Annotated in this window: 9 protein-coding genes; all 9 read left to right on the top strand. The window is 67.9% G+C overall.

Features of this window, described 5'->3' with window-relative positions; genetic code table 11:
- The first annotated feature begins 93 nt into the window (after positions 1–93).
- Entirely contained in the window at positions 94–1254 is a 1161-nt protein-coding gene (gene buk / locus NTY77_04975) for a butyrate kinase (GenBank protein ID MCX5794827.1), read from the top strand.
- A gap of 59 nt (positions 1255–1313) precedes the next feature.
- Entirely contained in the window at positions 1314–2462 is a 1149-nt protein-coding gene (locus NTY77_04970) for an acyl-CoA dehydrogenase family protein (GenBank protein ID MCX5794826.1), read from the top strand.
- 4 nt (positions 2463–2466) lie between these two features.
- On the top strand, positions 2467–3240 hold the full coding sequence (locus tag NTY77_04965; GenBank protein ID MCX5794825.1) for an electron transfer flavoprotein subunit beta/FixA family protein: 774 nt from the start codon (positions 2467–2469) through the stop codon (positions 3238–3240).
- 1 nt (position 3241) lies between these two features.
- Positions 3242–4213, top strand: coding sequence for an electron transfer flavoprotein subunit alpha/FixB family protein (locus NTY77_04960; protein MCX5794824.1), 972 nt, complete (start codon positions 3242–3244; stop codon positions 4211–4213).
- Positions 4210–4977, top strand: a complete 768-nt coding sequence (locus tag NTY77_04955; protein MCX5794823.1) for an enoyl-CoA hydratase-related protein — start codon at positions 4210–4212, stop codon at positions 4975–4977. The genes NTY77_04960 and NTY77_04955 overlap by 4 nt, the downstream gene beginning before the upstream one ends.
- Before the next feature lie 3 nt (positions 4978–4980).
- Positions 4981–6333 (top strand): 3-hydroxyacyl-CoA dehydrogenase family protein, encoded by a 1353-nt coding sequence (locus NTY77_04950; protein MCX5794822.1) that lies wholly within the window; start codon positions 4981–4983, stop codon positions 6331–6333.
- Entirely contained in the window at positions 6330–7571 is a 1242-nt protein-coding gene (locus NTY77_04945; protein MCX5794821.1) for a 3-ketoacyl-CoA thiolase, read from the top strand. Before NTY77_04950 ends, NTY77_04945 begins: the two co-directional genes overlap by 4 nt.
- Positions 7572–7947: 376 nt before the next feature.
- Complete coding sequence (locus NTY77_04940) at positions 7948–9852, top strand: (Fe-S)-binding protein (GenBank protein ID MCX5794820.1); 1905 nt, start codon at positions 7948–7950, stop codon at positions 9850–9852.
- On the top strand, positions 9849–13223 hold the full coding sequence (locus tag NTY77_04935; GenBank protein MCX5794819.1) for a methylmalonyl-CoA mutase family protein: 3375 nt from the start codon (positions 9849–9851) through the stop codon (positions 13221–13223). Before NTY77_04940 ends, NTY77_04935 begins: the two co-directional genes overlap by 4 nt.
- Positions 13224–13252: the final 29 nt, after the last annotated feature.

Genomic DNA, 13252 nt, shown 5'->3' with positions numbered 1-13252 from the left:
GTCATCTTCGGCGTCGGTTTCCGGGGCGTGGACCTGGCCATCGACTGCAGCCCGGAGGACGTGCGCTTGGCGGTCAAGGCCTCGGTGCTGCGCCTGCACCGCTACGGCCGCTGGGCCCGGACCCCCAAGGATACTTTCTTCCGCCGCCACCGCGTCCTGGCCATCAACCCGGGCTCGACCTCGACCAAGATCGCCGTCTATGAAGGAGATGTGGAGACCTCCAGCCGGGAGCTGCAGCACACCCAGTCGGAACTGGCCCCCTTCGTCGGCCGCAAGATCACCGAGCAGTACGCCATGCGCAAGGAGGCCGTGCTGCGCGCCCTGCGGGACGCCAAGCTCGGCCCCGGCGACATAGACGCCTTCTGCGGCCGCGGCGGCCTGCTGCGCCCCATCCCGCACGGCACCTACCGGGTGGGCGAGGCCGTGCTGGCCGACCTGCGCGCCGGCACCTATGGGGACCACGCCTCGAACCTGGGCGGGCTAATCGCGCACGAGCTCGCCGCTTTGGGCGGCAAGCCGGCCTTCATCGTGGACCCCGTGGTGGTCGACGAGACGCCCGCGCGGGTGAAGATCACCGGCATCAAGGCCATCAGGCGCAAGGTGATCAGCCACGCCCTCAACCAGATCGCCTCGGCACGGCGCTACGCGCAGGAGAACGAGACCTTCTACGAGCGCATCAACGTGGTCGTCTGCCACCTGGGCGGAGGCATCTCCATCGGAGCCCATTTCCAGGGCCGCTACATCGACGCCAACAACGGCCTCGACGGCGAGGGCCCCTTCAGCCCGGAGCGCTGCGGCTCCCTGCCGCAGGCGCAATTCGCGGAGCTGTTCTTCTCGGGACGCTACACCTTCGCGGAAGTCCGCAAGCTCATCAAGGGCGCGGGCGGACTCATCGATCTGCTGGGCACTGCGGACCTGCGCGAGGTCGAGAGGCGCATACTGGCCGGGGACGCGGAGGCAGCGGAGGTCTTGGACGCCATGGCCTATCAGATCGCCAAGGCCGCGGCCGCTTTGGTCCCCGCTTTCGACGGGCAGAAGCTGGACCGCGTCATCCTGACCGGGGGCATGGCCCGCTCCGGGCTGCTCGTGGAGCGCGTCACGGGCTACCTGCGCGGCCTGGGCTGCGGCGTCACCGTCTATCCCGGGGAGAACGAGATGGCGGCCCTGGCCAAGGGCGCGCTGCGCGTGCTCTACGGCCGGGAGGCCGCGCGCGAGTACGCGCCCGTCGACGCGCCCGCCGCTCAGGCGGCATGACACTCGGCATTGCATGAAGGGCCGCAAAACGCCTACAATCGCCCCCTCGGAGGAGAATAATGGATTTTGAATTCAGTGCAGAGCAACGGATGGCGATCGACGGGGCGCGCCGCTTCGCGCAGGACAAGCTGGCGCCGGCCGTGGCCGAGCTCGACGAGAAGGGCGAGGTCAACCTCAAGGCCCTCAAGGAGCTGGGGGAACTGGGCTACCTGGGAATGACCGTGGCCGAGGAGCACGGGGGCTCGGCTTTGGGCGCCGTGGCCTACGCCGGCTCCATGGTGGAGTTCAGCAAGGCCGACGCGGGCGCGGCCGTGGCGGTCTCGGTGCAGAACTCCTTGGTCAACGACGCCGTCGAGCACTTCGGCACCGAGGCCCAGAAGAAGAAGTACCTGCCCAAGCTCACCAGCGGCGAGTGGATCGGCTGCTTCTCCCTGACCGAGGCCGGCGCGGGCAGCGACCCCGCCTCCATGAGGGCCACGGCCGTGCGCAAGGACGGGGGCTTCGTCATCAACGGCACCAAGAACTTCACCACCAACGGCGGCATCGCCGACGTCATCATCGTCTTCACCCGCAGCGACGTGCCGGCGGGAGGCAAGCCCGGCATAAACGCCTTCCTGTTCACCAAGGACGCGCCGGGCTTTTCGGTCGGCAAGCACGAGAACAAGATGGGCATCCGCACCTCGAGCACGACCGAGATGGTGTTCGATGACTGCCGGGTCCCGGCCGACGCGCTTCTGGGCGAGGAGGGCAAGGGCCTCAAGGTCGCCCTGGCCACCTTGGACGGCGGCCGCATCGGCATCGCCTCCCAGGCCGTGGGCATCGCGGAGGCGGCCCTGGACGAGGCGGTGCGCTACGCCAAGGAGAGGGTCCAGTTCGGCAAGCCCATCGCGGAACTGGAGGTCCTGCAGTTCATGCTCGCGGACATGGCCACCGATGTCGAGTTGGCCAAGACCATGCTCTACCGGGTGGCCTGGATGAAGGACGCGGGCAAACCGCGCTTCACCAAGGAGGCCGCCATGCTCAAGCTCTTCGCCTCGGAGATGGCGCACCGCGTCTGCCATAAAGCCGTGCAGATCCACGGCGGCTACGGCTTCATGAAGGATTACAAGGTGGAGCGGCTCTACCGGGACCAGCGCATCACCGAGATCTACGAGGGCACCTCCGAGATCCAGAGGCTCGTCATCGCCCGCAGCGTGCTGGGAGCCTAAGGCCATGGACGTCGCGGTCATACTCAGGCAGGTCCCGGACACCGAGGCCGCAGTCAAGCCGGACCCGGCCCGGCCCGGCGCCATCCTGGAGACGGACATCAAGTTCATCCTCAATCCCTACGACGAGTACGCGGTCGAGGAGGCCCTGCGCATCACGGAGAAGGCTGGCGGGTCGGCCGTGGGCTTCTGCATCGGCCCGGCGCGCGCCGAGGCCGCCTTGCGCAGCGCCCTGGCCATGGGCCTGGAGCGCGCGGTCTGGATCTGCGAGCCGGCCGCCTGGCAGGCGGACGTGGTCACGCAGGGCCGCATCCTCGCCGCCGCCATCAAGGGCTTCAACCCTTCCTTGATACTCTGCGGCCGGGAGATGATCGACACGCAGGAAGACGCCCTGGCCGCGGCCGTGGCGCAGTATCTCGACATCCCCCACGTGCTGGGCGCCGCCAAGATCGAGCTCTGCGAAGACAAGCTCCTGGTGCAGCGCGAGGTGGAGGGCGCGACCTTGGAGATCGAGGCCAGTCTGCCCGCGGCCTTATCCTGCTCCAAGGGCCTCAACGAGCCCCGCTATCCGACCCTCCTCGCCATCAAGCGTTCCAAGAACAAGGAGATCAAGAAGGTGACGCTGGCCGAGCTCGGGGTGGACCTGGGGCCGCCCAAGAGTCGGGTGCTCGCGCTCCAGCCCCCGCCGCCGCGCCCCAAGGGCTTGCGTGCGGAGGGCGAGCCGGCGGCGGTCACGGCCCAGGGCCTCGAATGGCTCAGCCACGTGGCGAAGGTGATCTGACATGGCAGGCATAATCGTCTGGGTGGAGACGGCCGGCGGCGCGGTCCGCAAGGCCAGCCGGGAGGCCGCGGCGGTGGGCCTCAGGCTCGCGGAGAAGCTGCAGGTCCCCCTGGCCGCGGTGGTCTGCGGCGCGGACGCGTCGGCGGCCGCGGGGCTGGGCCGCCTGGGCTTCACGAAGGTCTTCGCCGCGGCCGGGGAGAGCTTCCTCGCCTATTCCAGCGAGGCCTATTGCGGCGCGGTCGCCGAGGCGGGCAGCCGGCTGGGGGCGGACCTGTACGTCGTGTCCGCCACGGCTTTGGGCCGGGACCTGGCCGCGCGCCTGGCCGCCCGGCTCGACGCCGCCCTGGCCACGGACGTGACCGCGATCCAGTGGGACAGCCCGGCTCTGACCGTGGTGAGGCCGGTCTATTCCAGCAAGCTGCTGGCCGTGACGGAGCTCTGCGCCCCGGTCAAGGTGGTCTCGCTGAGGCCCAACGTATTTGCGGCCGCGGCGGAGCGCGAGCAGGCCGCGGAAGTGGTCGCCATCTCGCCGGAGGACATGCGCATCCGCGCCCAGGTCGTCAAGGCCATCCAGGCCGCGCAAGGCGTCATGGATGTGACCGAGGCCGAGGTCATCGTGTCCGGCGGCCGCGGCGTGGGCGGGCCGGAGGGCTTCAAGCTCATCGAGGACCTGGCCCGGACCCTGCGCGGGGCCGTGGGCGCCTCGCGCGCCGCCGTGGACGCCGGCTGGATCCCCTACAAGCATCAGGTGGGGCAGACCGGCAAGGTGGTCTCGCCCGTGCTCTACATCGCCTGCGGCATCTCGGGAGCCATCCAGCATTTCGCGGGCATGGGCTCCTCCAAGTTCATCATCGCCGTCAACAAGGACAAGGACGCAGCCATCATGGAGAAGGCGGACTTCTGCATCGTGGGCGACCTCTTCAAGGTCTTGCCCGTACTCAAGGAGGAGCTGGCCAAGGCTCTGAAAAAATGAACTACGAGATACTCAAGGTCGAGAAGCAGGAAGCCGTCGCAGTCGTGACCATCAGCCGGCCCCAGGCCATGAACGCCCTCAACACGCGCTTCTTCCAGGAGCTCGACGACCTCCTGGCGGGCCTGTCCCAGGACAGCGGCCTGCGCGCGCTGGTCCTCACCGGCGCGGGCAAGGCCTTCGTGGCGGGCGCGGACATCGCGGAGATGGCCGACAAGGACTCCCGGGCCGGCTCCGAGTTCTCGCGCGTCGGGCAGCGCACCTTCCGCAGTCTGGAGGAGTTTCTGGTGCCCGTGATCGCGGCCGTCAACGGCTTCGCTTTGGGCGGCGGCTGCGAGCTGGCCATGGCCTGCGACTTCCGCATCGCCAGCACCTTCGCCAAGTTCGGCCAGCCCGAAGTGAACCTGGGCCTCACCCCCGGCTATGCCGGCACCCAGCGCCTGCCTCGGCTGGTGGGCGCGGGCAACGCCCTTTACCTCCTGCTCACTGGCGAACTGGTCGGGGCGGAGGACGCCCTGCGCCTGGGTCTGGTGCAGAAGGTGGTGGCGCCCGAGCAGCTCATGCCCGAGGCTCTGGGCCTGGCCAAGAAGATCGCGGCCAAGGGCCCCAAGGCCGTGCGCCTGGTCAAGCGCCTGGTGCGCAAGGGACTGCTGGGCTCCTTCGACGCGGGCTGCGCGATGGAATCGGAGGACTTCGGCTCCTTGTTCGGCAACGAGGGGGCCGAGGGCATGAAGGCCTTCCTGGAAAAACGTCAACCAAAATGGTGAACCATGGACTACGCTGAAAGGCTCGAAAAAGTGGCGGTGCTGGGCGCCGCGGGCAAGATGGGCAGCGGCATCGTGCTGCTCATGGCCCAGGAGATGGCGGACCTGGCTTTGCAGCCTGAGAACCGCTCCCTCTGCTACGTGCTGCACGCGGTGGACCTGTCCCCCAAGGCCCTGTCCGGGCTCATGAAGTACCTGCGCGAGCAGGTGCGCAAGACCGCGGAGAAGCGCATCGTGGGCCTGCGCCGGGCCTACGCGGACCGGGCCGACCTGGTGGAGAACCGGGACATCATCGAGCAGTATGTCACGGACGTGCTCGACGTGGTCCGGCCCGTCACGGTGCTGGCGGCCGCGGCCGAGGCCGGCGTGGTCTTCGAGGCCGCGACCGAGGACCTGGACCTCAAGCTCAGGCTGCTCAGGCAGGTCGCGGCGGAGAACCCCAAGCAGCCCTGGGTCTTCACCAACACCTCCTCGATCCCGATCTCCGAGCTCGACGCCAAGGCTGGGCTCCAGGGCCGCATCATGGGCTTCCATTTCTACAACCCGCCCGCGGTGCAGAAGCTCGTGGAGCTCATCCGCGGCCAGGCCGCTTTGCCCGAGGTGGCGGCCTTCGCCGAGGCTTTGGCCAAGAAGCTGCGCAAGACCGTGGTGCATTCCCGCGACCAGGCCGGCTTCATCGGCAACGGGCACTTCATGCGCGACATGCTCCACGGCATCTCCGAGCTGGAGAGGCTCTCGAAAGAGATGCCCTTCGTGCAGGCTGCCTACTGCGTCAACCGGGTGAGCCAGGACTTCCTGGTCCGGCCCATGGGCATCTTCCAGCTCGTGGACTACGTGGGCCTCGACGTCTGCGCGTGCATCCTCAAGGTCATGGACCCGCGCCTGCCCGGCCAGGACCTGAAGAGCCCGCTCCTGGAGAAGCTGCTGGCGCTAGGCGTGCGGGGCGGACAGAACCACGACGGCTCCCAGAAGGACGGTTTTTTGCGCTATGAGAAGGGCCGCAGCACCGGGGTCTATGACCCGGAGGCCAAGCGCTACGTCCCGCTCGCGGAGTTCCAGGCCGTCTGCGACGCCAAGCTCGGGCCCCTGCCCGAGCCGGCCCTGGCCTGGAAGACGGCCGCGCGCCTTCCCGCCAAGGATAAGGCGCTGGCCGAGTTCTTCGGCAAGCTCGACAAGATGAGCTCCTTGGGCGCGGAGCTGGCCAAGCGCTACGGCGCGCGCTCCAGGGATATCGGGCTCAACCTGGTCAAGGACGGCGTGGCCGCGGGCCCCGAGGACGTCAATAAGGTCCTGCTGACCGGCTTCTTCCACGCCTACGGACCGATCAACGACTACTTCAAGGCGAAGGTATCACGATGAACAAGCTCCGGCGGAAGGTCTTCCTGGCGGCTGGCTGCAACACGGTGTCCATGGGCTCGGGGCGCAAGGAGTTCCATCCCAAGAAGCCCCGGCCCGGGCTTGAGGACTACATCCGGGAGGCGGGCCAGGGGGTCTTGAAGCGCATCGGCGGCGCGGCGAAGGTTGATGAAGGCGTCATCGGCAACTTCATGGCCGGCCGCTTCAACAGCCAGGGCAACCTGGCCGCCCTTATCCCCATGATCGACGAAGCCCTGCTCTGGAAGCCCTGCACGCGCGTCGAAGGCGCTTGCTGCTCCGGCGCTCTGGCCTTGATGTCAGGCATCAAGTCCGTGCTGGCCGAGACCGCGGAGGTTTCGCTGTGCCTGGGCGTGGAGGTGCAGAACACGGTCAAGGCGGTCTACGGGGCCGACATTTTGGCCACCGCGGGCTGGAGCCAGGAGCGCAAGGCCGGGCACGCCTACTTCTTCCCGGGCAAGTTCAGCGACCGGGCCGGGGCCTATTTCGCCAAGCACGGCCGGCAGCGCACCCGCCAGGCCATGGCGCGCTGGTACCGAAACGCTGTGGAGAACGCGCGCCTGTGCCCCACGGCCCAGGAGCACCACAACACCACCAAGGACCTCGAGGCTTTGGCTTTGACCGAGCCGGACCCCAGGAATTTCGTGGAGCACTTGAACGTCTATGACTGCTCCAAGGTGTCGGACGGCGCCTCTGCCATCGCCATCGTCTCCGAGGAGGGCCTCAAGCGCGCGGGCATACCGAAGAATGAAGCCGTGGAAGTGGTGGGTTGGGGCCAGGTGGAGGCGGATCTGACCAAGCCGCCGGCCGACCTGACGGCCTTGGAGACCACGCGCCGCGCCGCGGCGCAGGCCCTGGAATCAGCGGGCATCAAGGCTTCGGATTTGGCCACGGTGGAGACGCATGACTGCTTCACCATCGCGGGTGTTCTGGCCACCGAGGCCATCGGCTTGGCCAAGCCGGGAGAAGGTCCCGACTTCGTGTCGGCCGGAGAGACCGCGCGCACAGGTAAGGTCCCGTTCAACACCACGGGCGGACTCGTGGGCTGGGGCCATCCGACGGGAGCGACGGGGGTGCACCAGGCCGTGACCTTGTGGGAGCAACTCACGGGCAAGGCCGGCGCCAACCAGATCGACATTCCCAAGGACCGGCCTTACGGGCTGTCCATCAACATGGGCGGCGACGACAAGACCGTGGTCGCCTTGGTGCTGCGCCGGGGCTGATCAAGCACTCTGTCGCATTGCACAGTCCGCCGCCGATAATGTCGGGATTGTCGCGTTGCGCGAGCGGGTTTCCCTATGTTTCTGAAAAAATCTTGTTTATTTTCATAGCACAATTCACATCGCGCGCGCGATGCGAATAATGCCGATATTATCAGCAATATTTTTAAAAACGTAGGATCCCGGCGGGCTTAACGATTGCTCAGCGGCCCGATGATATCCTCAACGATATATTCGCCTTCAGCGGTGGAAGCGATTATATCCCGAACGATATATGTGTGCCGGACGCGTGGGCCCGAGCCGGGACTTTCGTGACTTCTCTCAGCGTCCCTGAACGGGGGAAAATGCTATATTTCACTTCGCGCGCACGAGACTGTAAATGCATTGGCACGCAGCCGACGCGGTCGTCGTAGGCATCGCCCTTCCTATCTCTCTGGCAGTGTTCAGCCGCGCGGTCTACCGAAAGACCAGGCTCCTCCAGGCTCTCGCCCCGGTCCCTGATCCGGTCGCGGACCACCCCCGGCGCATCCAGGAGTTCCTGACCATCTTCCTCGGCCAGAAGAAGCTCTTCCAGGACCCCGTGCCCGGCCTCATGCACGCCCTCATATTCTGGGGCTTCTGCGCTTTGCTCCTGCGGGCCCTCACCCTCTTCGGCATGGCTTTGGGCGGGGGCTTCGGGTTCCACCTCCCCTTCCTCGGTCCCGACGCGCTGCTCGGCCGGGCCTACGGCGTGGTCAAGGACGGCGCCAACATCGCGGTCACGCTCATGATCCTCTTGGCCCTTTTCCGCCGCTACATCCAGCGCGTCAAGCGCCTGCGCAACACCGGCGAGGCCCTCTTCGTCCTGCTCATGATCCTCACCCTCATGCTCAGCGACATGCTCTTCTCCGCCGCTTTGAGCGGCAAGGCCCCGGCCGCGGCCGGCCACGCCGCTCTCTGGGTCCACTGCTTAGGCATCCTGGTCTTCTTGGCCTACCTGCCCACGGGCAAGCACATGCACATCCTCACCTCCGCCTTCAACGTTTACCTACGGCCGCTGCATCGCGGCGGCAGGCTCACCAAGCTCGACCTCGCCGACGAGAAAGTAGACGTCTTCGGCACGCCCCATGTCGATCAGCTCACTGGGAAGGACGGCCTGGACCTTTACAGCTGCACCGAGTGCGGCCGCTGCAACGAGGCCTGCCCGGCCAACGGCGTGGGCAAGAAGCTCGCTCCGCGCGAGATCATCACCGCGCAGAAGGACTGCCTCAAGCGCGAGGCCGGCCGCCTCATCAACGGCAAGGGCGGGGAGCCCGAGGAGTTGGCGCCCGCCTCGGTCACGCCGGAGGAGTTCTGGGCCTGCACCACCTGCCAGGCCTGCGAGCAGGCCTGCCCGGTGAGCATCTCCCACGTGCAGCGCATCAACTCCCTGCGGCGCAGCGAGGTGCTCATGCAGGCGCGCTTCCCGGCCGAGGTCAGGCGCGCTTTCAAGGGCCTGGAGAACAACTCCAACCCCTGGGGCCTCGGCGCGGCCAAGCGCGCGGAGTGGGCCAAGGGGCTGGACCTGCCCCTCTGGCGCCAGGCTCCGGCCGAGTACCTGCTCTACTTCGGCTGCGCGGCCAGTCTCGACGACCGGGCCGTCAAGGTCAGCCGCAGCCTGGTCTCCTTGCTCAAGAAGGCCGGAGTCTCGTTCGCCGTGCTGGGAGAGGAGGAGCTCTGCTGCGGCGAGACCGCGCGGCGCCTCGGCGAGGAGGCTTTGGGCCAGTCCTTGGTCGAGCAGAACACGGCCCTGCTCAACGAGCTCAAGGTCAAGAAGATCCTCACCCCTTGCCCCCACTGCTTCAACACCTTCAAGAACGAATACCCCGACTTCGGCGGGAGCTTCGAGGTCCTGCACCACACCCGACTGCTCCAGGGCCTGGTCCTGCAGGGCAAGCTCAAGCCCAAGTCCGGGCCCGACACGCGGGTCGTTATCCACGATTCTTGCTATCTGGGCCGCGCCAACGGCGTGTACGACCCGGCGCGGGAACTCCTGGCAGCGGTGGGCGGCGCGCAGGCCGTGGAGCCCTCGCGTTGCCGCGAGACCGGCTTCTGCTGCGGCGCCGGGGGAGGCCTCTTCTGGGTGGAGGAGAAAGGCCCGCGCGTCAACCATGAGCGGGTGCGCCAGCTCCACCAGACCAAGGCTTCAGTCATCGCCACCTCCTGTCCGTATTGCCTGAGCATGCTGGAGACCGGCGTGAAGGACCAGAGCCTGGAGAACCTCGCGGTCAAGGACCTGGCGGAGATATTGGAGGCAGCGCTATGACGACAAAGACAGCGGTCGCGCCTAGGCCCGAGACCGAGCCTTGCCGGACCCGGCGCCGCATCCGCGTGGTGACCGCCACCGCGCTCTTCGACGGGCACGACGCGGCCATCAACATCATGCGCCGCATACTCCAGGCCACCGGCGCGGAGGTCATCCACCTCGGCCACAACCGCTCCGCGCGCGAGGTGGCGGACTGCGCGGTCCAGGAAGACGCGGCGGCCGTGGCCGTGACCTCCTACCAGGGCGGCCACATGGAGTTCTTCAAGTTCATGCTCGATCTGCTGCGCGAGCGCGGCTGCGGCCACATCAAGGTTTTCGGCGGCGGGGGCGGGGTGATCCTGCCCAGGGAGATGGAGGCCCTGCACGACTACGGCGTGGCCCGCATCTACTCCCCGGACGACGGCCGCCAACTCGGCCTGCAGGGCATGATCAACGACCTCCTGCGCGCCTGCGACCTGCCGGCCCGCGGGCTCAAGGCCGTCACCCCCGAGCGCATCGCCAAGCGCGACCCGGCGGCCTTGGCCAGGCTCATCTCCGCCGTGGAGGACTCTCCGGCGGAGGCCAAAGCCCTGCTCGCGCGCCTGGCGCGCGGGGGTCCGGCGGCCCCGGTGCTCGGAGTCACGGGCACGGGCGGCTCAGGCAAGTCATCCCTTATAGACGAGCTCCTGCGCCGCTTCCTCAACGATTTCCCGGAGCGCACCGTGGCCATCGTGTCCGTGGACCCTTCCAAGCGCAAGACCGGCGGGGCCCTTTTGGGCGACCGCATCCGGATGAACGCCATAGACTCGCCCCGCGTCTACATGCGCTCCATGGCCACGCGCGACCAGGCCTCCGGCCTGCCCGCCTGCATCGACGGCGTGCTCGCGGTCCTGCAGGCGGCCGGCTTCGACCTCATCGTCCTGGAGACCCCGGGCATCGGGCAGTCGGACACCGCGGTGGTGGACCACAGCGACGTCTCCCTCTACGTCATGACCCCGGAGTTCGGGGCCCCCACCCAGCTCGAGAAGATCGGCATGATGGACTACGCCGACCTGGTGGCCATCAACAAAGCCGACAAGCGCGGCGCCGACGACGCCCTGCGCGACGTCAAGAAGCAGTACGCCTACAGCCGCCGCCAGGGCTCGGCCGCCGGCGCGGACGCGCCGGTGTTCGCGACCCGGGCCTCCCAGTTCGCGGACCAGGGCGTGGACCGGCTCTATCGGGCCCTGCTGGTGCGGCTTGCCGACATCTCCGGCTGGGGCCTCGAGGCCGCCGGGGCCTCCGTGGAGGAGGCCCGGGACCACGTCCCCATCATCCCCACGGACCGCGTGCGCTACCTGGCCGAGATCAGCCAGACCGTCCGAGGCTACAACCGCTGGGCGCAAGAGCAGGCCGACGCGGCGGCGAGGGTTCAGGCCCTGCGCCAGGCCGCGGAATCTGTCCCTTGCGACGGGCGCCTTGAGACGGCGGGCCGGGAAGCGGAGCAGCGCCTCGAGTCGGCCAACCTCAAGGCCCTGGAGGGCTGGGTCGATAAGGCCGCCTGCTACCGCGGCGAGGAGTTCGTCTACGAGGTGCGCGGCAAGGCGGTCCGTGTCAAGACCGGCGAGCAGTCCCTCTCCGGACTGCGCATACCCAAGGTCGGCCTGCCGCGCTGCCAGGGTTGGGGGGACCTCCTGCGCTGGATGCTCAAGGAGAACCTGCCCGGCGAGTTCCCCTACGCGGCCGGGGTGTTCCCGTTCCGGCGCGAGGGCGAGGACCCCACGCGCATGTTCGCGGGCGAGGGCGGGCCGGAGCGGACCAACCGGCGCTTCCACTACCTCTCCCGGGGCATGGCCGCCAAGCGCCTCTCCACCGCCTTCGACGCCGTGACCCTTTACGGCTCCGACCCGGACCTCCGGCCCGACATCTACGGCAAGCTGGGCAACTCGGGCGTGTCCGTGGCCTGCCTCGACGACGCCAAGCGCCTCTACTCCGGCTTCGACCTGGCCGACCCGCGCACCTCGGTGTCCATGACCATCAACGGCCCGGCCCCGGTCATGGCCGCCTATTTCATGAACGCGGCCGTGGACCAGCAGTGCGAGCTGCACATCCGGCGCGAGGGCAAGGAGCGCCAGTTGCGCGAGAAGATCGCGCGCTTCTACCGGAGCCGGGGCCTCAAGGCGCCCGCCTACCACGGCCGCTTCCCCGAGAGCCACGACGGGCTGGGCCTGCTGCTGCTGGGCATGACCGGAGACCAGGTCCTGCCTCCCGAGGTCTACGCGCGCATCAAGGCCGACACCTTGGCCGTGGTGCGCGGCACGGTGCAGGCCGACATCCTCAAGGAGGACCAGGCCCAGAACACCTGCATCTACGCCATCGACTTCGCCCTCAAGCTCATGGGCGACGTGCAGGAGTACTTCATCTCCAACCAGGTGCGCAACTTCTACTCCGTGTCCATCTCGGGCTATCACATCGCGGAGGCCGGGGCCAACCCCATCACGCAGCTGGCCTTCACCTTGGCCAACGGCTTCACCTACGTGGAGCACTACCTCTCGCGGGGCATGCCCATCGACGCCTTCGCGCCCAACCTGTCCTTCTTCTTCTCCAGCGGCATGGACCCGGAGTATTCGGTCATCGGCCGGGTGGCGCGGCTCATCTGGGCCAAGGCCATGAAGCGGCGCTACGGGGCCAACGCGCAGTCGCAGAGGCTCAAGTACCACTGCCAGACCTCGGGCCGCTCCCTGCACAGCCAGGACATCGAGTTCAACGACATCCGCACCACTTTGCAGGCGTTTGGCGCGATCTACGACAACTGCAACTCTTTGCACACCAACGCCTACGATGAGGCCATCACCACGCCGACCGAGGAGTCGGTGCGCCGGGCCCTGGCCGTGCAGCTCATCATCAACCGCGAGTACGGCCTGACCAAGAACCAGAACTCCCTGCAAGGCTCCTTCATCATCGAGGAGCTCACCGACCTGGTGGAGGAAGCCGTGCTGGGCGAGTTCGAGCGCTTGAGCGAGCGCGGCGGGGCTCTGGGCGCCATGGAGACGGCCTACCAGCGCGGCAAGATCCAGGAGGAGTCCCTGCGCTACGAGTCCCTCAAGCACAGCGGGCAGATCCCCATCATGGGGGTCAACACCTTCCTCTCGCCCCACGGCTCGCCCACCGCCCGGCCCAAGGAGGTCACCCGGGCCGCGCCGGCCGAGATGCAGCGGCAGATACGGACCCTGCGCGACCTGCACAAGGCCCAGGCGGACCGCGCCCCGGCTCTGCTGCAGGAGCTGCGCCGCTGCGCTTTGGGCAATGAGAACGTGTTCGCGGCCCTCATGGAGGCGGCCAAGGCCTGCTCTTTGGGGCAGATCACCGGGACTCTATTCGAGACCGGAGGGGAGTACCGGCGCAGCCTGTGAACGGCGCACCGCCGGCCCGTCGTCGCGCG

Source organism: Elusimicrobiota bacterium (assembly GCA_026388095.1).
Lineage (GTDB): Bacteria > Elusimicrobiota > Elusimicrobia > UBA1565 > UBA9628 > UBA9628.
The sequence above is the reverse complement of the archived record's forward strand: the minus strand, read 5'-3'. Positions and strand labels throughout refer to the sequence as shown.

Coding starts and splice junctions, on each gene's coding strand:
- NTY77_04950 (MCX5794822.1), top strand. CDS start 4,981: ATGGACTACGCTGAAAGGCTCGAAAAAGTGGCGGTGCTGGGCGCCGCG.
- NTY77_04970 (MCX5794826.1), top strand. CDS start 1,314: ATGGATTTTGAATTCAGTGCAGAGCAACGGATGGCGATCGACGGGGCG.
- NTY77_04940 (MCX5794820.1), top strand. CDS start 7,948: ATGCATTGGCACGCAGCCGACGCGGTCGTCGTAGGCATCGCCCTTCCT.
- NTY77_04945 (MCX5794821.1), top strand. CDS start 6,330: ATGAACAAGCTCCGGCGGAAGGTCTTCCTGGCGGCTGGCTGCAACACG.
- NTY77_04955 (MCX5794823.1), top strand. CDS start 4,210: ATGAACTACGAGATACTCAAGGTCGAGAAGCAGGAAGCCGTCGCAGTC.
- NTY77_04960 (MCX5794824.1), top strand. CDS start 3,242: ATGGCAGGCATAATCGTCTGGGTGGAGACGGCCGGCGGCGCGGTCCGC.
- NTY77_04965 (MCX5794825.1), top strand. CDS start 2,467: ATGGACGTCGCGGTCATACTCAGGCAGGTCCCGGACACCGAGGCCGCA.
- NTY77_04935 (MCX5794819.1), top strand. CDS start 9,849: ATGACGACAAAGACAGCGGTCGCGCCTAGGCCCGAGACCGAGCCTTGC.